The following is a 19,435-nucleotide window of genomic DNA, read 5'->3' as shown; positions in this document are numbered from 1 at the left end:
ATAATGTACATCACTATCCACAACGAAAGATGAACATGCATATTCCCCACAATATCGGCATCGCCAGCCAGATCGGCAAATACACCGATGCACAGGAAGTCTCTGGCCATGCCAGGTGGTTATTCACTTCAGGCACGCCAGGTCTGGATGAGGATGGTAATCTGCCAGAAGATATTATCGGGCAGGCTGATCTTGCCTGGCGCAATATTGCCCGTATGCTGGAAAGCAGCAATATGACGATGGCGGATATCGTCAAGGTCACGCACTACCTGACCAGGGAATCCGACATCGCAGAGTACGTCAAGGTGCGCAGTAATTATCTTGGTGACGCTCGCCCTGCGTCCATGTTGATGATCATTCCGGCCTTGGTCAAGCCAGGCTTTCTGCTGGAAATAGAAATCATCGCTGCCCAATATTGACTCGTGCTTGATGATTGCCTGATATCTGCAAATTTGATTTTGCATATCCTGGTAATTGCCAGGATATGCAAACACTGTTTGCGCATTAGTGATCTTAACAAATGTGCCAGCAATCACTGTACTGATAGCCCTGTTCAATGCAAATTGAATAAGGCCCAGCTATTCCAGCGCTTGCAGGAACTGATTTCATAAATACTATCGAAATAGCAAAAGATGTTTAGCTTGTGCTGATTTCCATGTTATTTCAGTCATTAAATCGATTGATTTACCCCTTAATTCAGTCCATACACTCGCAATTTCACACCATTTAGCTGACAATGCATCTGATATTTTGCGCGTGGAGAATTGGGTGGAAATTGGGATGGACCTGTTGTGGGGTATAGGTGTGACGGTCATTGCCGTCATTTTGCTATTGCAAGTGCTGATTCTGGTCATCAGCATGAACCGTTTACTGAAATTGCAGTTATGGACGCCACGCAAAACGCCCTGCCTGCGCATAGCGAGTGGCGATCTTTTACCAGTACTGGATGCCGCCCGCACTGAAATGGAGCAAGCCGGTTTTCGCTACATGCATAGCTGGCGCGAACGCTCGATGATCGCGGCAAATGACATTCCTGCCAGCTATTGCGATGTCTATCACCATCTGGCGCAAGATGTGCACGCCGAAGTTTATCCCAGCGAGTCACATCTTGATCAACGCCTGTACACGGTTTATCTGTGGAACACTTATGTCGATGGCAGAGCTTTACTGACCGTCAATGGCCTGCTGCAAACCATGGTGCCTTATCCTGCGCGGGTTACCGTCATCAATGACAAGAGCGCCGATCTTGCAGGACAACTGGCAACGCACCTGCATGTACGCGAACTGCTTACGGTACAACGCAGTGATCCGGCAGATGCGCCAAAAATTGCGCAGAACCTGGCAGAACGCTGGCTGGTCAGACTGGACAGAGAAACCAAGGTATATCAACGCGGCCAACGTGATGACGAAAAAATTTATGGCTTTCGTTTTTGGCCTTCCTTGAAAATGGCATGGCAAATGCGCAAAGCCAGTGCGCATAAATCTGCCAAATCCCCGGTCAACTCAGTTACCACCAAACCCACTGTGGATATCGCTGCAGCACGTCTGTTGCGTGACCGGTATTCTTTCGTGCGTACCCTGTGTGTCTTGCGCTCCATGCTGGCTCCGCGCTGGTATCAATATACAAGTTTTGTCTTGTCTGCCCTCGCCTTCCTGGCACTAGGCACATGGTGGTGGGGCATCACTGGTGCATTGGTCATCGGTGGCGTGATTGCCCTGCATGAAGGTGGACACTGGCTGGCAATGAGGCTGGCAGGATTTCGTGACGTCCAGGTATTTTTTGTCCCTGGAATGGGTGGCATCACCAGCGGTGAAAAACATGAAGCCAGTCCCTTCACACATATGCTGGTGTATCTGGCGGGGCCCATGCCTGGCCTGCTATTGTCACTGGCAAGTATCACATTGATCGTCAAGGATCCAGCTATCTTGAATGCAGCCTGGGGGCCATATCTGACGATGGCGGCACTGGCTTCACTACTGGTCAATGGCTTTAATCTCTTGCCTGTGCTGCCACTGGACGGCGGCCGCGTGATCGAATTATTGGTCATGGCACGCCTGCCCTGGTTGCGTTTCCTGTTTTCCATGTCCAGCGGGATGGCCATGCTGGCCTATGGCCTGTACACCAATGACAAGATTGTGTTGGGCATTGGCATACTCGCACTCATCGGTGCACAATTCCAATATAAGCTTGCCAAAGCAGCTTCACTGTTATCAAAGCAAAATATCCAGACGCCAGATAGCAATAGAAATTTCGCTCAGGCTGCGGGTGATCTATTTGATTTTCTTGGTCATGCAAGCTTCAGTAAATGGAGCTATGCCAATAAACTGGCCGTAGGCCAAACCTTGTTACCGCGCTACCTCGGACGGCAACCAGGCTGGAAGGAAAGCAGCGCGGGTCTGGGTATATATATAGCCTGCATCATCCTGCCGGTGGCAGCCCTGTTCAGTTTAATCTATTCTGCACCAACTACCATGTTAAGCCTGGCAGGCCAGGGAATGTCTTCTTTACTGGCATCCAGCGACGCCAATAAGCCAGTGGCAATCAGCGAGAATGAAGGCAAGGATGCCGCACGCTCCTGGCAAGAAGAAAGAAAGATAAGCAGACAGGCACGCGCTGAAAAAATCACCGCAGCCCAGGGTAATGAACGAGCTGGCATACTCAAATCTGCACTGGATGAAGCCAGCGATGGGGACGCCGAAGATGCTTTGCGCATCGCCAAAATCTATTACGCAGAAAATAATAATTCCGTACAACCGACTTACCTGCATGCCGATGCCGCATTTGCCATGGCGAGCGCGATACGCAACTGGTCAGATCAGGATGAACCGGAAAATGCCAAGAAAAATGAGGCAGATGTTGCCAACTATCTGCAAGAGGCAGAGGCCATTTTGCGGGCAAGATTGCATGCGCAAAGCGACAGAAACGATGCCCGTTTATTGGCCGAAGTTTTACAGGCACGCGACGTAGACCCAGATAATCCGGCGCAACTGATACTGAAGGAAGAAGTCGTCAGCCTGTTCGCCAAAGACAAGAACGAGGATGATACCCAACTCTTGCAGGCACATCAGATGCTGGCGCGCGCCTACTACAAAACCGGCAGGGTTGACGATGCGGAACATCAGTTGCAAACCGCTGCAAACGACTATGATTGCAGTACCAAAGAAGCGAATGATTTTTTCTGTTTTACTTTAAAAATGGACCAGACCTGGTTACTTGTCAGCAAAAAGAATTTCGCTGAAGCTCAGACTATACTTGGCAAGGTTACCAACAAGACAAAAGATCCTTTGCAGAACAGTCTGTCGAATCTTGAGAGTCATCAAATAAAATGGATGATCGCCATGCTGCAAAAAGACTACAAGGTAGCGACACAAGAAGCCATGGCAATGACACAGCTACATGCACCGGGTACAGGCAACTGGCTGATAGACTTGTTTATTCAACGTGCGCAACCTGCGGGCAATTTACAATCTGACCTGATGTTGATAGAAAGTCTGCGTGCGCAAGGTGATCAAGATGATGCAAACAAAATTGCCGAGCGCGTGCTGGAAGCGCAACGCAAAGCACGTGCAGAACCTGGCAACCTCAGATCTGCCAGCAGTGAGATGGTGTGCAGAATCAATCCCCATGGCGGCGCCTGGAAAAGCCAGTTTCAGCAAACCCTGCTGAATATTGAACTAAGGGAAACCAGGTGTACACCACGTCAGGGCGTGAGCCAAATATCCCGTTAGAAGTAAAAAAAATGAAACGCAGCAGGCTAACCCCTGCTGCGTTTTTTCAAAATAAATTACAAAAATTTCAGCGTACATCACAGAAACAGGATGACGTGTTTCGAGCGCTCATGCCTTACCATTCAGGCTTGACTAATTTTTGTGAAATCGTTTTTACTTTATTGGGGCCAGCTATTTTAGTAGCTGACGTGCGCTGCTAGCAAATTGCACTTGTAGCAATGAATAATTTGAGCAATACTCTGGATTAGTTTAATCAACGTTCACTCTGCCATCTCACCTCCATTTGATCAAAATACGACCGCCAATATGTATTCATCCATCAAAAATAAAGTAGTCACCATCAGCCTGTCATTCATCAGTTGCATAGCGCTGCTTAATATCAATGAGGCGCAAGCCAGGGCTGGAGAACGTGAGGGCACAGCAACTGCTTTTGCCATTTCAAAAAATGGTCATCTGGCGACAAATTTTCATGTTATCAATGGTATGAGCGAGATAATTGTTTTTGACCGGGATAAAAAAGCCTATCCCGCAAAAGTGATTGCATCTGATCGCGAGAATGACCTGGCAATACTAAGCATCGACAAAACTACCATACCCTTGTTTTTGGAAAACACGCAGCGAATCCGCAAAGGTTCCGAGGTCTCCGCAATGGGTTTCCCGAATGTCGATTTACAAGGCTACGAAGCCAAATTCACCAATGGCACGATCACAGCCGAAAGCGGATCAAACGGCGACGTCAGATTTTTTCAAATCAGTGCGCCCATACAACCCGGAAATTCCGGGGGGCCCTTGCTGGATAGCCGTGGCTCAGTGATTGGTATTGTGACATCCAAGCTTAACGATAAACTTACCCTGATGGATGGTGTCGTTGCGCAAAATGTCAATTACGCTGTCAAGGTACCGTATTTGCTGGCAATGATTTCCAGTACCAGAGCTGTCAGGGACGAGTTGCTAAAGGCACCGGCAAAGTCTGTCAGGTCAAGGGAAGATGTTGCCGAACTGGCTGAAAGCGCAGTTTATCTGGTTTATGGCCGTGGTAAGGACACACGTGCTGCGCCTGAGTCGTCAGCAAAAGCACCAAATACTACTACTCCAGCCCCTACATCATTACAAGAATCAGGGAATAACCCGCAGCTTGCAACCATACCGGGCACGCAACTGATCCGCTTAGGTCATGTAGGGCCGCTGACAGGTGCCATCAGCCATCTCGGCCGCGATAATGAAAATGGCGCCAGAATGGCCATAGAAGATCTGAATGCACTTAATCTCGTGATTGGGGGGCAACTCACCAAGTTTGAACTGATTGCAGAGAATGATGGTGCAGATCCAAGACAGGGTAACAGTTCGGCACAACGCCTGGTCAATATGGGCGTCAAGGGCGTGGTTGGCCATTTGAATTCTGGCACGACCATACCGGCCTCAGAAATATATTTCCGCGCTGGCATTCCACAAATTTCACCGTCGGCAACCAACCCAAAATTCACCAAGCAGGGATTTAGCACGGCCTTTCGCATGGTCGCCAATGATGAAGCTCTGGCTGGAATGATAGCGAAAGTAGCGACGCGAGACCTGGCCGCACGCAAAATCGCCGTCGTAGATGACGGCACTATTTATGGAACTGGTATCGCTTATGCCTTCAGACTTGCAGCAGAGCAAAATGGCGCCTCCATAGCCACTGTGCAATCTGTCGCCAGCAACACGACTGATTTCAATGCAGAAATCACGGCGATCAAAAACAGCAGTCCTGATCTGATATTTTTTGGCGGCATGGACATGCAAGCAGGCCCCCTGCTCCAACAATTATCTGCACAAGGTGTGAACGTCAAATTTGTTGGCAGCGATGGTATCTGCACTTCTGCCCTGCCACGCATGGCAAAAGACACCATACAAAATGATCAGGTCTTTTGCGGAGAAGCAGGTGGGGTAGAAGCTGGCCGCACAGCCATACTCGACGAGTTCAAACGCAAGTATAAAAACCGTTTTGGCATGGATGTTCTCATTTATGCCCCTTATGTCTATGATTCTTTTTTCACGCTGGTTTCTGCCATGAAACGCGCAAATTCCGTCGAACCCCAGCAATATCTGAACTATATGAAAGCCGTCCGATTAAATGGAGTAACCGGAGTTATTTCCTTTGACGACAGAGGGGACATTCAGCAACCCGCTCTCACTTTATATACATATAGAAACGGGCGGCGCGTTTTACATCACGTGACCAGATAAAAAACATCGCAAAATACTACAGATGCTCTATCCTGATAAGAAGGCGAAATTGCATTTATTTTCCACATGAAATGAACAGGCAGGCGGCCTGGTCAGGTCGCCTCGCTTACTTGCTTGTATCCACAAGTTTGACCAAAGCCTGGTCTGCAAGCTTACCGACCTGGCAGGGGGAAATATGCGTATCCCACGTCTTTGTGTATTCGTCCTCTCCACCGTCCTGATCTCTCCTGTCCATGCACAAGAAATACTTGTCACGGAAGACTATCCTCCTTTCAACATAGTTAATCCCAAGACTGGAGAAGTCACCGGCCTGTCCACGGAAAAGGTGCAAGAACTCATGCGCCGGGCTGGTGAAAAATACAGCATCACCGCTTACCCTTGGGCAAGATCAATACAAATGGCGCAGAACAATCCTGAAACCTGCGTCTTTTCAACCTCACGCACGCCAGGGCGCGAGCAATTGTATAAATGGGTAGGGCCACTGGTAAAAAATAACTGGGTCATCTTCGCCCGCGCCGACGATACACGCCACCCTAAAACGCTGGAAGATTTGCGTGTCTATGTCATAGGTTCTTATCGCAATGATGCTATCGCAGAATATTTTTCATTAAAGGGTTTCAATACCGAACTGGCCAGCACAGATGCCGACAATCCACGCAAGATGCTGGCCGGACGTTTTGACTTCTGGGCCAGTGGCGAATTGCTGGGCTGGGAAATCCTGAAGCAACAAGGCCTGAGCAAAATGATAGTCCAGTTGTTTACCTTTAATCAGACAGAGATGTACCTGGCCTGCAATACGACGATGTCACAAGCAAAAATTGATAGATGGAATCAGATTTTGAAAGAGATGGATAAAGATGGGACTAATGCAGCCATAGAAAAGAGATATAAATAGGGCTTACGCAAAATTGTCCCAGCAAGGCCTTGCTTGGGAAATCTCTCTTGCAAGGGAGATTCGTTACGTAGGCAGGCAGCATGCTGCCTGAAACCCCGACTGCTCCGTAGCGACGAAGACAGTACTTTAGTACGCGGCTCCTAGCAGAGACGCTGCAACGCTTTGGGGCGGTTTTGCGTAAGTCCTAGTCCTAATAAATAAGCTTCAAGCACAAAGCACTAGAAGGGCTGATCTCCTCAGCGCAGAAAATTTCATTGCAAGCTGACTTTTCGCAGAAGCCAGATCAAATGCTCAGCTCGTGTAAAATCCCCTGGAGTTGCTCAAGCAAGAAGCAAATAAATTCAGCCATTTTCCCTCGCATGCTAAAAATACTGCAATGCTATCCAGACACTGCACTGTGCAATTCATGAACAAAATATTGTTGCTACTGGCATTTCTGCTAGTCACCCTGCATTGTCAGGCCGCTGATCCACGCTTTACCGTCATCCGCATTGATACCGAGCACGAAGAATTGCAATTATTCTTGCGTGATGACACCGGCAAAGGCTTCAAGCGTTTTGATCAACTCAAGACATGGCTAGCCGCACGCAACAAGCAACTGGTTTTTGCCATGAACGCTGGCATGTACCACGCCAGTTATGCGCCGGTTGGTTTGTTTATACAGAATACTGAGCAACTGACTGCACTCAATCTTGCCGATGGCTGGGGAAATTTTTTCCTGAAACCGAATGGCATATTCCTGCTCAAAAAATCCGGCCCACAAGTGATTGAATCATCAGAATATCCAGCATTAGCCAGGGATGTTTTGCTGGCCACCCAGTCCGGCCCCCTGCTGCTGAGAAACGGTGTAGTGCATCCAGCCTTCAAACCCGATTCAAATTCACGCCTCAAGCGTAATGGCGTTGGTGTGATCGGTAGCAAAGCAATATTTGTGATCAGCGAGCAGCCGGTCAATTTTTATGAGATGGCTATATTTTTTCGTGACACCCTGCACTGCCAGGATGCCTTATATCTGGATGGCAGTATTTCAGGCATCTATTCAGTGGAGCTCAACCGGAATGATGCGACAGTGGACTTGGGGCCGATTATTGGCGTCGTGCGGTAAAATTAGTTCCCCCCAAGCATTCAGAAAAATATACTCAAACATGATTCCAAGCTATTTAAAAAAGCGCAACATTGCAGTCACAATTTATCTCACTGGAATGTGTGCCGCAATTTACCGCAATTAGGTATTAGGTCTGACCGAAGAAAACATATATTTCCACATACTCTTGTATGTCATGTTTTTCTCACTGATAGCAACATGCTGGTTTTACTTGAAAACAAAAAAGCGTTCTGGTGCCTGGCTGTTCCTCTTACCATTGAGTGTACTGGCATTCATTATCTATGCATTTATGGAAGATCGTTCCAGGCAGCCAGATAATATTCCCTGTCCAGCCTGTGGCGCGGCCAACTTCTTTGTAGATACGCATTGCAGGCTGTGTAAAACTGAGCTCAAACACGAATAGTTCGCATACAGAACAGGGCATACGCAGGGAACGCAATTGCTTGCTGTGCACCTGCACAGACACTATGCATATTCAAATGGATTGTAGCGCTGCGACTTCACGTATATGCTTGACAATATAGAGGTACAGCAAAGCATAAGTTGTCGCAAAGAGTAAATCAGGCACCGGGCCACTAAATACATCGAATGCCCCCTGCAGCACTATCGCTACAATGGTCAGTGGAACCATCATCACAATGACTAATACCAAATAGCGTATTGAAGATATCAAAGAAATACTGATATAACGCGCCAGAAATTGCGAGCCTGATGCCCCACCGTTAGCACGAAAAGCCATCATGGTCCCAACAACAGGAATCAGCACATTCAAGATGGTAGTCAGGTAAGTCCAGCCGTCCACTGACTCATGAGGAAAATAAGCCATCAATTCGACTGCTATTGTACTGAAAATGACATATACCAACATGTAAGAAAACATTTGGGCTTCAGTCAAGCCTTGAGCAATCAATTGCTTCTTCAGCAAATCCAACTTCCAGAAATACATTGCATCCTCGGTGAGATATTTATTCAGATCACAATCCCAAAAAAGATTGCGATGATCGTCAGCCCCACAATTAATCTCTGCGAGCCCTAGGCAGCGCAGTGTATCAAATTAAAGGCTTGGCAACAAAATATCATCAAGACCAGGAACTCTGTAAACGTGTTTGCAGAAAATATGACGAGAAGTTTGAATGTAAACTCCACGCAGGAAAAGAATGTCACATGTTCGTTTGCTAGCTGAACTAACGCAGTCAGCTTGATCCAGCTTCCACTTCCTGGCTCCCCCACAATTGCTTCGTTAGAACTTTTCTGCTAACTTTGGAATTGGTATTTTTAAACTAATTGCCTCATTACAAGCATACACGACAGGATAGTCCATGTTTGATCACGTCAAATTCGGTGTCAGCGACTTCGTCGCGAGCAAAACCTTTTTCCTCAAGACATTGGAACCGCTAGGCGTAGTAGTCGTAGCCGAGGGAGTGCCAAGCTACGGAGTCGAGCTTTGTGCAAAAGACGAGGTGTCATTGTGCCTGTACCAAACTGAGGACAAACCAGCCCACCTTCACCTGGCCTTCCGTGCTGAGAGTCGGCAGCAAGTCGATGCATTCTACCTTGCAGCACTTGAGGCGGGAGGCAAAGACAATGGTGCACCGGGTCTACGCCCGCAATATCAGGGCAGATACTATGCAGCTTTTGTCATTGGCCCTGATGGCCACAACATCGAAGCGGTTTACCACGAGCCAGAGGTCTGATCTGCGATTCACGTTCCGAGGCCCAAGCAAAGGCCCCTGCCATGGCAAAATAAGCCTTGATTCGTGCGTACTTTTGATAGCAATTTGAACATGCCAAAGCTTACTGCTTATTTGAAGCTAGCGACGATGTTCGTAATTTTTTCGTAGAAGTTAACAGAAAACAGTGTTTTCAATTGTTATTTTGTAGATTTAAATTCTTAGGCCTCAACGCTAAGCCTTTGATTTTATTCGGATTATGTTGATTTGTGGTGGTATTGCCTTTGGTGTCCTGGTCCCGCCGACAGGAATCGAACCTGTATCTTACGCTTAGGAGGCATACGTTCTATCCATTGAACTACGGCGAGACACGGTGAGAAATACCCGGTTTTACTTGTGCATTTCTCAATCAGCCCGCCATCTTACCTGAGCTTGGCCGAACAATCAATTCAGCAGATGAGTTTAGGTGCCTAGCTAGCGTACAATACTGCTTTTCTCTAATTTATGTCCGCGCATCTCCCGGATGCCGGTTTCACAGGGTTTTATGGCAGTTATCTCATTAAGCGATGCCCAATTGGCATTCGGTCACGTTGCTCTGCTCGATCATGCAGAGTTTTCCATAGAAGCAGGCGAGCGCGTAGGCCTGATCGGACGCAATGGTACGGGCAAGTCTTCTTTGCTGAAAATTATTGCCCGCACATCCAAGATTGATGATGGCCTGCTGGTCATGCAGCAAGGCATCAAGATTGCCTATGTCGAGCAAGAGCCTCAATTTGACATGGAGCTCAGCGTGTTTGACGCGGTTGCATCCGGCCTGGGTGAGCTGCCTGCCCTGCTGCAAGAATATGAAGCGCTGACTGGCCAGTTTGGCGGCGACGATGATGATGCCCTGATGGAACGCATGCATGACATCCAGGTAAAACTGGATGCGGCTGATGCCTGGAGCCTGGGTAACAAGGTAGAAACCACGCTGGACAAGCTGAACCTGGCGAAAGACGCCATCATGGGTACGCTGTCGGGCGGTATGAAAAAGCGCGTGGCCCTGGCCTGTGCGCTAGTCAGTGCACCTGATGTCTTGCTGCTTGATGAGCCAACCAATCACCTGGATTTTTCATCAATACAATGGCTGGAAGCTCTGCTAAAAGATTTTAAAGGCAGCGTGCTGTTCATCACCCATGACCGTAGCTTTCTGGACAATGTAGCGACCCGCATCATAGAACTGGATCGCGGCAAGCTGACTTCTTTCCCTGGCAATTTCACGACTTACCAAACCCGCAAAGCGGACTTGCTAGAAAATGAAGAAGTAGAAAACGCCAAATTTGACAAGTTTTTGGCGCAGGAAGAAATCTGGATACGCAAAGGTGTCAAAGCCCGTCGTGTGCGCGATGAAGGTCGCGTCAAGCGTCTGGAGCAATTGCGCCTGCAACGCACTGCTCGCCGTGACCAGCAAGGCCAGGTCAAGCTGGATGTGACGTCTGGTGAGCGCTCAGGCAAGATCGTGGCCGAACTGGAAAATGTCAGCAAGAGTTTTGGCGAGAAAGTCATCATCGATGATTTCTCCAGCATTATTTTGCGTGGCGACAAGGTTGGTCTTATCGGTCAGAATGGTGCCGGTAAAACTACCCTGTTGAAACTGATCCTGGGGCAGGATGAACCGGACAACGGCACCATCAAGCAAGGCAGTAAATTGCAGATCGCTTACTTTGACCAGATGCGTGCGCAGCTGAATGAAGAAGCCAGCCTGGCAGACACGATAGCACCAGGTAGTGACTGGGTAGAAGTGAATGGGCAGCGCAAGCATGTGATGTCTTATCTGGGTGACTTCTTGTTCGCACCTGAACGCGCCCGCTCACCGGTTAAATCGCTGTCAGGTGGTGAACGCAACCGTCTGTTGCTGGCGCGCCTGTTTGCCAAACCAGCAAACGTATTGGTGCTGGATGAACCGACTAACGATCTGGATATCGACACGCTGGAATTGCTGGAAGAATTGCTGGAAGAATACACAGGCACGGTCTTCCTGGTCAGCCATGATCGTACCTTCCTCGACAATGTAGTGACTCAGGTTATCGTTGCTGAGGGCGAAGGCCAGTGGCGTGAATTTATCGGTGGTTACACTGACTGGGAACGCTATCGCAGCACTGTGCCAGCCACCAAAGTAGTAAAGACTGAGCAAAAACCAGCCGTGGCAGCCGTATCTACCATGAGTGCACCAGCAGCAGCCAAGCCAAAAAAACTTAGCTACAAAGAGCAGCGCGAACTGGAAGAATTGCCAAAGTTGATCGCTGCACTGGAAGCCGAGCAAACATCCATCACTGCAAAACTGGCTGATGCTAATCTGTATAAAAACGGCCCGGATCAGGCCAATCAATTGAATGCACGCCATGCTGAGATTGATGAGCAATTGCTGGAAGCACTGGAAAAATGGGAAGTGATAGAAGCCAGAAGCAAAGGCTGACGATTGTCCACAACGCACAGCATCCCCTCGCAATTGCAGGGGATGCAATTTAGTAGGGTGCGCCATGCGCACCGCCTTCCCCTCTCAAACCTCTTCAAACTTCACTCCATCAGCGAAGATTCTTCGTCCCGGTTACCATACCGGGATGATTTATTTTACGCATTCTTGATGCATCATTTCATGCATCCGATAAGAGGGAGTAGTCATGACAAAAATCGCTAAAGTAGCATTAGTCACAGGTGGCAGTCGCGGCATAGGTGCCGCCACAGCACAGCAATTAGCGGCTGCCGGTTATGCAGTCTGCATCAATTACCTGCACAACCATGAAGCTGCACAGCAAGTCGTGCAAGAGATACAGTCGCAAGGCGGTACTGCCATTGCCATACAGGCTGATGTTGCCAACGAAGTGGAAGTCGTGCGCCTGTTTGCGGATATTGATGCGCAACTGGGCAAGCTGGATGCCCTGGTCAATAACGCTGGCATACTGATGCAGCAATGTCGACTTGAGGATTTGACGGCGGAACGTATCAACCGCCTGCTCAGCACCAATGTCACCAGTTATTTTTTATGCTGCCGCGAAGCGGTGAAACGTATGTCGACCAGACATGGTGGTCAAGGCGGTGCCATCGTCAATGTGTCATCAGCCGCAGCACGGCTGGGTTCAGCCAATGAGTATATTGATTATGCGGCGACAAAAGGGGCGATTGATACCCTGACCAAGGGATTGTCGGTAGAAGTGGCAGATGAAGGCATACGCGTCAACAGCGTGCGGCCTGGCTTGATCTACACCACCATGCACGCAGACGGTGGCGAAGCCAACCGTGTTGAAAGACTCAAGACCAATGTCCCTATGCAACGCGGCGGCAAACCAGAAGAAGTGGCAGCAGCAATCAGCTTTTTGCTGAGTGATGCGGCTTCCTATATCACCGGCAGTTTTGTTGATGTGTCTGGCGGGCGATGAACTTATTGTTGAGTTTGTCGCACTGGTGTTAATGCCATTGCCTGCAGCGCTTGATCCCAGGCGCGCAGATGGGCTGCTTGCTCTTCAAAACGCAAGTTTAGCAACTCAAACGGATTTACAGTTAAACGCCCACGCTTGAATTTCATCTTGACCAGCACCTCGGCATGCAGTGCATCGTGTGCGTAAATTTCGTGCGAAAAATAAGCGCATTTATCATCCGCATACAAGATACGAGTATCCACCCGCACCCGCTGAAATATATGCACCGGCTTCATGAAACTGACGAGCTGTGACACATTCACAAAAGCAGTTCCACTACCAAGCATAGGGCGCAGCATGCCGGTTTTGATGACAAAATCCAGTTGCGCTGATTCTGCGAGCTGGAAATATTTATCGCTCTTCAAAGCCTTGATGCCAGTATCCCAGGGGGTGATCCAGAAATGCGAAGAAACACGATCACCCGTAGTTACACGCTTGCGTACCAGGCAGTAAGCAAGCAGAGCCTGCACAACCGTTAAGAAATTACGGATAAGTCCAGACACGAGTACGTCCTTTACCGAAAAATGATGTTTGCATCATAACCCGGCAAAGGTAGTACTACAGTTCTAAAACTGCATGAATTTTATTGACCACCTTCGCGCAAATAAGGGGCAGATTCCAGCGACAAAGCCTGCTTGACTTGGCGTGTAATCTCATCCGCAAACACTTCTTCCCTGCCCTGCGCTATTGCCTCCAGGACCTGGCTTGCGACTTGCTGTGGAGTGGATTTTGGCATGGCAATATGCTGTGTCATGTCTGTATCTATGAAGGCAGCATGCACACCCACGACCAACGTCCCTTGCCCGCGCAATTCATTGCGCAAGCCATTGGTGAGCGACCATGCTGCTGCCTTGGATGCGCTATAACCGTTGATACCAGCCAGATTAATCCAGCTCAACACCGACAGCATATTCACCAGCGCACCACCACCATTGGCTTTCAGCACAGGCGCAAACGCCTGGCTCATTGCCAGCATGCCAAAGAAGTTGGTTTCAAACTGCGCGCGGATTGCCGTCACACTGTCGCCAGCCAAAAATGGCGATGGCTGGGCAATGCCTGCATTGTTGATAAGCAGGTTCACATCACCGCAAGCCCGGGCTGCTGCCAGTACTTGTTGTTGGTTGGTGATATCGAGTTGTATCGGATGCAGGCCAGGCAAAGTGATCTGAGACTGGTCTCTGGCAGCAGCATAGACTTTTTTAACGCCCGCTTCCAGCAAGGCCGTGGCGAATGCCAGGCCTAAACCACGGTTAGCACCAGTGACGAATGCGACGGTATTGTTGAGTTCCATGATTATTCCTTTAGCGAATTTAAATAAAAAGAGTTTGATTACGTTGATTTCACAAATGAAGCACTGAAGATTTCGTTTTTATCGATCAATTAATTAGATTATGATCGTCATATTTTTAGATGTCAATCATCATTTAAATAGAATATCCAACAATGGTGATAGGACATTTATTAGATAATGTTACGTAATTTACAAATACAGGGACGATCTCTACCTTTACACTTCACCGTTCAACTAAACAGAATGCTAAAGTAATCGTTTTATTTACACTGCATTGGTCAATCAACATGCGTATCCCCGCCCTTGTCTCGCTCGCCATCCCCTTGCTATTGCAAGCCCTGCTCGTGACCAGTGTTTTGCCTGGACATGCGCAGGCGCAAAACCTGTATCGCTGCGGCAGCACCTATCAGGACAAACCCTGCGACGCCGGGCAGCCCAGTCAACTGATCAAAAAAAATCCCAGCCCTTCAACCTCGGACAAGCCGCCACTGGATGGCAATTGCGTACGCCGCGGTGAAGAAGCCAAGAAGGTGATCTGGTACAAGGAAGGCGGTGGTTTTCAAGATAAATTGCAGACTGAAGCCAAAACTGCAGAGCAGCGCAAGATCATCGCGGATGTCTATGCAATGAAAGGCAATGCGAATGACATACGCATGAAAATCGAAAGCGATTGCATGGCGGAAAAAGAAACCGAACGCAAATTTGGCACACGGGCAAATGATGATGAAGTCAGTCGCCATCAGGCTGCAGAACGCAAGGCTGTGAATGGTGAAACACCTAAAGACAGCAGTAAGCCAGATGCCACCGAAGCTGCCCGCAAGCAGAAGCAGTGTGAAGACGTACGCAAGCAAATTACTGCCTTGCGCAATACTCAAAGAGCAGGAGGCTCAGCACAAGAAATGGAAACCCAGGCGAACATTAAGCGTGACATAGAAACCAGTTTGAAGGAACTGGGTTGTGCAAAATGAGTATGGTACGCGCAGTGTGAAGGGTGAGTTGAACGACTTACTCACCTCACAAAATGACACGTAAAGTGCCACGAAAGTTGAGACTGGAATTGGTAAAGAACGCACTGATTAACAGAAAATTGTCACGTAACTTGAGATTGATTGTCGCGATAGCTGAGATTTTCTTCGTTTCTGTGTCAGATAAAATGAGATTTTCTAGAATTCGCACTTTTTAGATATTTATGTGTTCGTGTGTGCGTAGTCAACATTTTCACGCCAACTGGTCCTCACCGACACCAACCAGCAAAAGTCCACAGGGCAATTTCAGTACAGTAGTTCTAACAGCAGCATAGCAGCCTCTGCGATTAGCGCTAGTTCGATATGGAAGCACCTTTTCTCACTGCCGTAACACCCAAGAAAACTCCGCATTCGACGTTAAATATAAACAACGGGTAGGAGCTTGCCAGTTAACAACGCGCGTAACAGTTGGTACGGTATTATAGGAAGTCTGATCTCAGAGTTGCAGAGATAAAGTACAATCACCTTCTCCAAAGGATACTTATTACAAACACATCACTGTAAATGATGCGTTATACATCCTCTGACGTAAGGGCATAATATATTCTGTATAAAGTTAATAATTCGTCTGTTCGGGATCGTGTTTTGTTGAAATCAGCAGTTTAAGAAAATATGAAAATAGAAAGCACTAGCCAGTTAGCAAGTATTATTCGCAGTCAGATTGATTCTATGCGCAAAGCTAATAAAGCACCGCATACGAGTAGCATCGGTTCAAAAAAAGAAACCGTGAAAACAAAAAAAATATCCTCCCCCCCAAAAAAAGACTTAGGACATTTGATTGTTCAAAGAGTCGCAGGTATTCCCCTTGAAGATCCACACAGGCGAAGGAAGGCTTTCCGTGCGTTTCTAGAGTCTGTATTGTTGGATGAACTGGGAGAAGGACTGATTGCGGACCCCCGGTTCTTTCGCATGGTAGAAGATATTCAGAATCAAATGCAGGCTGACCAGGAACTGGCTCCCATAATTGATCAAGCCATAGATTTGCTGCTGGTACCATCGTCGACATAAAAGGTGATGGTCTTTAAATCAGCCTTATGCTATCCGCGAGGTGGTTTTGTAAAAAAATAACGGCAGCATTAAACCGAAGCAATATGAAAAAATATGCGGGCTTAATTGGTGTCAAAACGGTTTTTCATCAGACGTTGTGCTAAGCGTTTGATCGCCTCTGCATCATTTGTTTCTCCAGACAAAATTGCTTGTGCATAAGGCGCTGAAAAATTGGACTTATCAAGTCGCAACGCTAATTCTATGTGTTGCTCGGCCTTTTCAATCTGGTTTTGCGTTGCTGCTATTACAGCGATAGCACCATGGCTTTCGCTGAAGTTGCGGTCAAGTGCCAACGCAGTTTCAAACTCTGCACTGGCCGCATCCAAATCTCTTTGTATAAAATAAAGCCATCCCAAACCTAAATGTGTCCCGATGTGTTTAGGCATATACACGACTGCATCCTGTAAATAGGGTAATGCCTGGTCGATTTTCATGTCATACATTTCAGTAAAACCGAGCAGTGACAGGACACGTCCATCAGTAGCATTCTTTGTCAGCGCCCTTAATAAACATTCGCGGGACAGGTCTGTATTTTTTTGCGCCAGCGCTACTGTCGCATTTGCCACCAGCGCTTCGACCTGCTCAGGGTGTGACTCCAGTGCCTGCCTTGCCCACGTGGCAGCCAATTCCATATTCCCTAGATCAACCGCAACCAGACTGGCAATCCCTGTCGCTTGATCCGAGAGGCGATTTAGCTTCTGCTGTTGCAAGGCATACTCAAGCGCTTCTTCCAGCTTGAGCGACCTGTGCATGCACCTGAGCCACAACACCTGAAGCTGACTGATATCTTGAACATTATTTCCAGTATCATTAAGGCCCTTGTCCAGCAGCGCCAGGGCCGCTGTAAAATCATTTTTCTGGAAATAGATATAAGCAAGATTATGGATAATTGACGGATGCGGCCCCTGCAGTTCTTCAAGGCCGATCAGTACCACCTGAGCGTCCTGCAAGCGCCCTTGAGCAAGGTATAAATTACTGGCGCGGAATTGCCAGGCAGCGGCGTCAGTTTGCCTGGACTGCGCAACAGCAAGGAATTGTTCGGCTTTTGAAAACAAGGCAGCCTGCAAAGCGGTTTCAAAGGCGTCTACCAACAAGACATTATTGTCAGGATCACTGCTCAAGTAAGATTCCAGCCGTGCGACTCTGGCACCGAGTTCTTGTTGTCGTATTGTTTGTACTTCAGTTAATGCATTTTTTGGAATCAAGGTATTCTCCTGCGCGGCCGTTTTGTTGGTCATCATCTATCTCTTTCGTTTCCCATGCCGGGAAGATTGTATTCTCGCATTTTATTGTTTGCACAGACTTAGTAGTCCGTTCAACAGGCCAAGTCGCAATCCCTTTGCGCGGCCAAAAGTCTTTTCAGATTTTTCAAAGCGGATTGGTGGATTTGAGAAACCCTTCCCTTGCTTACATTCATTATTTCTGCGACTTCTTCAAAGGGCGTACTTTGCAGGTAATGATATCGCACAACTTTTTGCTCTTGTCTCGACAACTGCTCTACAAGAGAACGAATTTGCTCTTGCAATTGTTTCAGTTCCAAACTTTCGTAAACTGGTGGCACCAGAGATGTGAGTCCCTCATTGCTTACCATACCGCTGTCGTCGAGCAGCCAGGAGAGTGCCAACCCCAGGCCAACCTCCGCCAAACAACGAAAAATCTGTTCACTATCATCCGGATTTGCACTATCTGTCAGTAAGGCCATTTCCTTACTGGCAGCCATCCGTTGTGCATTAAGGCGTTGACGCACGCTGATTTGTTGATGTTTTTCGGAATGAACTTCCATGCTGTTAAGGATGGCACCGCGCATTCTTGGCCCGGCAAAACTGGTAAATTTTGTTCCTGCCCCGAGATTAAATCTTTCCATCGCATCCAGCATGCCGACCAGAGCAATTTGATTGTATTCGGCAAACTCAACATCATTTCCATAGCGCTTCACATACATCGATGCGGCGACCGACTTGGCATACGGCATGTAGATTTCAATAAGCTGCTCTCTTGCAGCAAAGTCCGCGTTTGTTTTCCAGTTCGCCCATAACACTGCTTCAGATTCCTCAGAATCCGTCCCTTGCACTAGTATGTCCTCATTAGCATTGCCTGCCATTACGTAAGCCGTGAATGGAATGTTAATGGAATGAACCAACCAGTGCTTTTAATACCAGGCTCCAGCCATCGATCAATACGAACATGAGTATCTTTAAAGGTAAAGCAATCGAGATGGGGGGCATCATCATCATGCCCAACGCCATCAAGATGCTCGATACCACCAAATCTATCAATAAAAAAGGCAGGAAAATGACGAAACCAATTTGAAACGCAGCTCGAAGTTCTGACAGCATGAATGCCGGTATCAATTGCAAATTGCTGATATCGTCCATAGTTTCAGGTGGCTTGGACTTTGACAATTCCACCATCAATGCCAAATCTTGCTCCCGCGTTTGCCTGACCATGAATTCGCGCATGGGCACGCTGGTTTTTTCATAAGCCACTTCTGCATTCATCTTGCCGGACATGAAAGGCTGAAAAGCCTGGTCATTAATTGTCTGCAAAGTCGGAGCCATGGTAAATAATGTCATGAATAAAGCAAGGCCTATCATGGCAGAATTAGGAGGTGTTTCTTGCATCCCAATCGCGTGCCGCAACATTGACAACACGATGATGATGCGCAAAAAAGCCGTCATGGACACCAAGATAGCAGGCAAGACTGCCAATACCGTCAGACCCAAAATAACTCGCAACGCCTGATTGGTATCGCCAGCAGCGAGGATGGATGGTTTTAATTTATTTGACAGCGATTCAACAGGCGAAGCGATGGTAGTGACAGTTTTTACCGTGCTGGTAGCAGCAGGTTTCAGCGCAGGCAAAGCCTCGACTTTTTCCTTGATCTCTTCTTTGTTTTGCTCTGTTGCTGGAGTCGTTGTTTCGGGTGCACTTTGAGTCACAAAGGATTCTAAAGCTGCATCTCGAGCGTACACTGGAGATGTAAAACTATACCAAA

16 protein-coding genes and 1 tRNA gene are annotated in these 19,435 nt (G+C 47.9%); 10 read left to right on the top strand and 7 right to left on the bottom strand.

Annotation, left to right across the window (positions count from 1 at the left end):
- Positions 1-35 precede the first annotated feature (35 nt).
- The 5 genes from ACO0LD_RS14740 (at position 36) to ACO0LD_RS14720 (ending at position 7,952) form a co-directional block, all read left to right on the top strand.
- The gene (locus ACO0LD_RS14740; RefSeq protein WP_423008049.1) at positions 36-419 is read left to right on the top strand and encodes a RidA family protein; all 384 of its coding nucleotides are present in this window, start codon (positions 36-38) and stop codon (positions 417-419) included.
- Between the two features lie 361 nt (positions 420-780).
- Positions 781-3,729, top strand: coding sequence for a site-2 protease family protein (locus ACO0LD_RS14735; RefSeq protein WP_423008047.1), 2,949 nt, complete (start codon positions 781-783; stop codon positions 3,727-3,729).
- 306 nt (positions 3,730-4,035) lie between these two features.
- The gene (locus ACO0LD_RS14730; protein ID WP_423008045.1) at positions 4,036-5,952 is read left to right on the top strand and encodes an ABC transporter substrate-binding protein; all 1,917 of its coding nucleotides are present in this window, start codon (positions 4,036-4,038) and stop codon (positions 5,950-5,952) included.
- A gap of 175 nt (positions 5,953-6,127) precedes the next feature.
- The gene (locus ACO0LD_RS14725; protein ID WP_423008043.1) at positions 6,128-6,847 is read left to right on the top strand and encodes a substrate-binding periplasmic protein; all 720 of its coding nucleotides are present in this window, start codon (positions 6,128-6,130) and stop codon (positions 6,845-6,847) included.
- 406 nt (positions 6,848-7,253) lie between these two features.
- Complete coding sequence (locus tag ACO0LD_RS14720; RefSeq protein ID WP_423008041.1) at positions 7,254-7,952, top strand: phosphodiester glycosidase family protein; 699 nt, start codon at positions 7,254-7,256, stop codon at positions 7,950-7,952.
- A 475-nt stretch (positions 7,953-8,427) separates the two neighbouring features.
- On the opposite strand, the gene ACO0LD_RS14715 is transcribed toward ACO0LD_RS14720, so the two are convergent.
- On the bottom strand, positions 8,428-8,898 hold the full coding sequence (locus ACO0LD_RS14715) for a hypothetical protein (RefSeq protein ID WP_423008039.1): 471 nt from the start codon (positions 8,896-8,898) through the stop codon (positions 8,428-8,430).
- A 373-nt stretch (positions 8,899-9,271) separates the two neighbouring features.
- On the opposite strand from ACO0LD_RS14715, the gene ACO0LD_RS14710 reads away from it, so the two are divergent.
- Positions 9,272-9,646: a VOC family protein gene (locus ACO0LD_RS14710; RefSeq protein WP_423008037.1), complete on the top strand. Its 375-nt coding sequence runs from the start codon at positions 9,272-9,274 to the stop codon at positions 9,644-9,646.
- Positions 9,647-9,915: 269 nt separating this feature from the next.
- Here the strand turns inward: ACO0LD_RS14710 and ACO0LD_RS14705 are convergent.
- Positions 9,916-9,990 (bottom strand) — tRNA-Arg (locus ACO0LD_RS14705).
- Positions 9,991-10,166: 176 nt separating this feature from the next.
- On the opposite strand from ACO0LD_RS14705, the gene ACO0LD_RS14700 reads away from it, so the two are divergent.
- Together ACO0LD_RS14700 and ACO0LD_RS14695 are read left to right on the top strand one after the other, a co-directional pair.
- Entirely contained in the window at positions 10,167-12,077 is a 1,911-nt protein-coding gene (locus ACO0LD_RS14700) for an ATP-binding cassette domain-containing protein (RefSeq protein ID WP_423008035.1), read from the top strand.
- Between the two features lie 205 nt (positions 12,078-12,282).
- A complete protein-coding gene (locus ACO0LD_RS14695) occupies positions 12,283-13,038 on the top strand; it encodes an SDR family oxidoreductase (RefSeq protein WP_423008033.1) in 756 nt (251 codons plus the stop codon).
- A gap of 2 nt (positions 13,039-13,040) precedes the next feature.
- Here ACO0LD_RS14695 and ACO0LD_RS14690 read toward each other — a convergent pair whose 3' ends face one another.
- A complete protein-coding gene (locus tag ACO0LD_RS14690) occupies positions 13,041-13,580 on the bottom strand; it encodes a thioesterase family protein (RefSeq protein ID WP_423008031.1) in 540 nt (179 codons plus the stop codon).
- A gap of 80 nt (positions 13,581-13,660) precedes the next feature.
- Positions 13,661-14,368, bottom strand: coding sequence for an SDR family oxidoreductase (locus tag ACO0LD_RS14685; protein ID WP_423008029.1), 708 nt, complete (start codon positions 14,366-14,368; stop codon positions 13,661-13,663).
- 287 nt (positions 14,369-14,655) lie between these two features.
- On the opposite strand from ACO0LD_RS14685, the gene ACO0LD_RS14680 reads away from it, so the two are divergent.
- On the top strand, positions 14,656-15,336 hold the full coding sequence (locus tag ACO0LD_RS14680) for a hypothetical protein (RefSeq protein WP_423008028.1): 681 nt from the start codon (positions 14,656-14,658) through the stop codon (positions 15,334-15,336).
- A gap of 669 nt (positions 15,337-16,005) precedes the next feature.
- Positions 16,006-16,401, top strand: coding sequence for a hypothetical protein (locus tag ACO0LD_RS14675; RefSeq protein ID WP_423008026.1), 396 nt, complete (start codon positions 16,006-16,008; stop codon positions 16,399-16,401).
- A 101-nt stretch (positions 16,402-16,502) separates the two neighbouring features.
- On the opposite strand, the gene ACO0LD_RS14670 is transcribed toward ACO0LD_RS14675, so the two are convergent.
- From ACO0LD_RS14670 to fliP, 3 genes are all read right to left on the bottom strand, one after another.
- The gene (locus ACO0LD_RS14670) at positions 16,503-17,495 is read right to left on the bottom strand and encodes a tetratricopeptide repeat protein (RefSeq protein WP_423008024.1); all 993 of its coding nucleotides are present in this window, start codon (positions 17,493-17,495) and stop codon (positions 16,503-16,505) included.
- A 260-nt stretch (positions 17,496-17,755) separates the two neighbouring features.
- Positions 17,756-18,541, bottom strand: coding sequence for a sigma-70 family RNA polymerase sigma factor (locus ACO0LD_RS14665; RefSeq protein ID WP_423008022.1), 786 nt, complete (start codon positions 18,539-18,541; stop codon positions 17,756-17,758).
- Between the two features lie 22 nt (positions 18,542-18,563).
- Positions 18,564-19,379 (bottom strand): flagellar type III secretion system pore protein FliP, encoded by an 816-nt coding sequence (fliP, locus tag ACO0LD_RS14660; protein WP_423008020.1) that lies wholly within the window; start codon positions 19,377-19,379, stop codon positions 18,564-18,566.
- Between the last annotated feature and the right edge of the window lie 56 nt (positions 19,380-19,435).

Source organism: Undibacterium sp. Ji83W (genome assembly GCF_049340385.1).
Taxonomy (GTDB): Bacteria; Pseudomonadota; Gammaproteobacteria; order Burkholderiales; family Burkholderiaceae_D; genus Undibacterium.
This window is presented reverse-complemented; position numbering and strand designations above follow the sequence as displayed.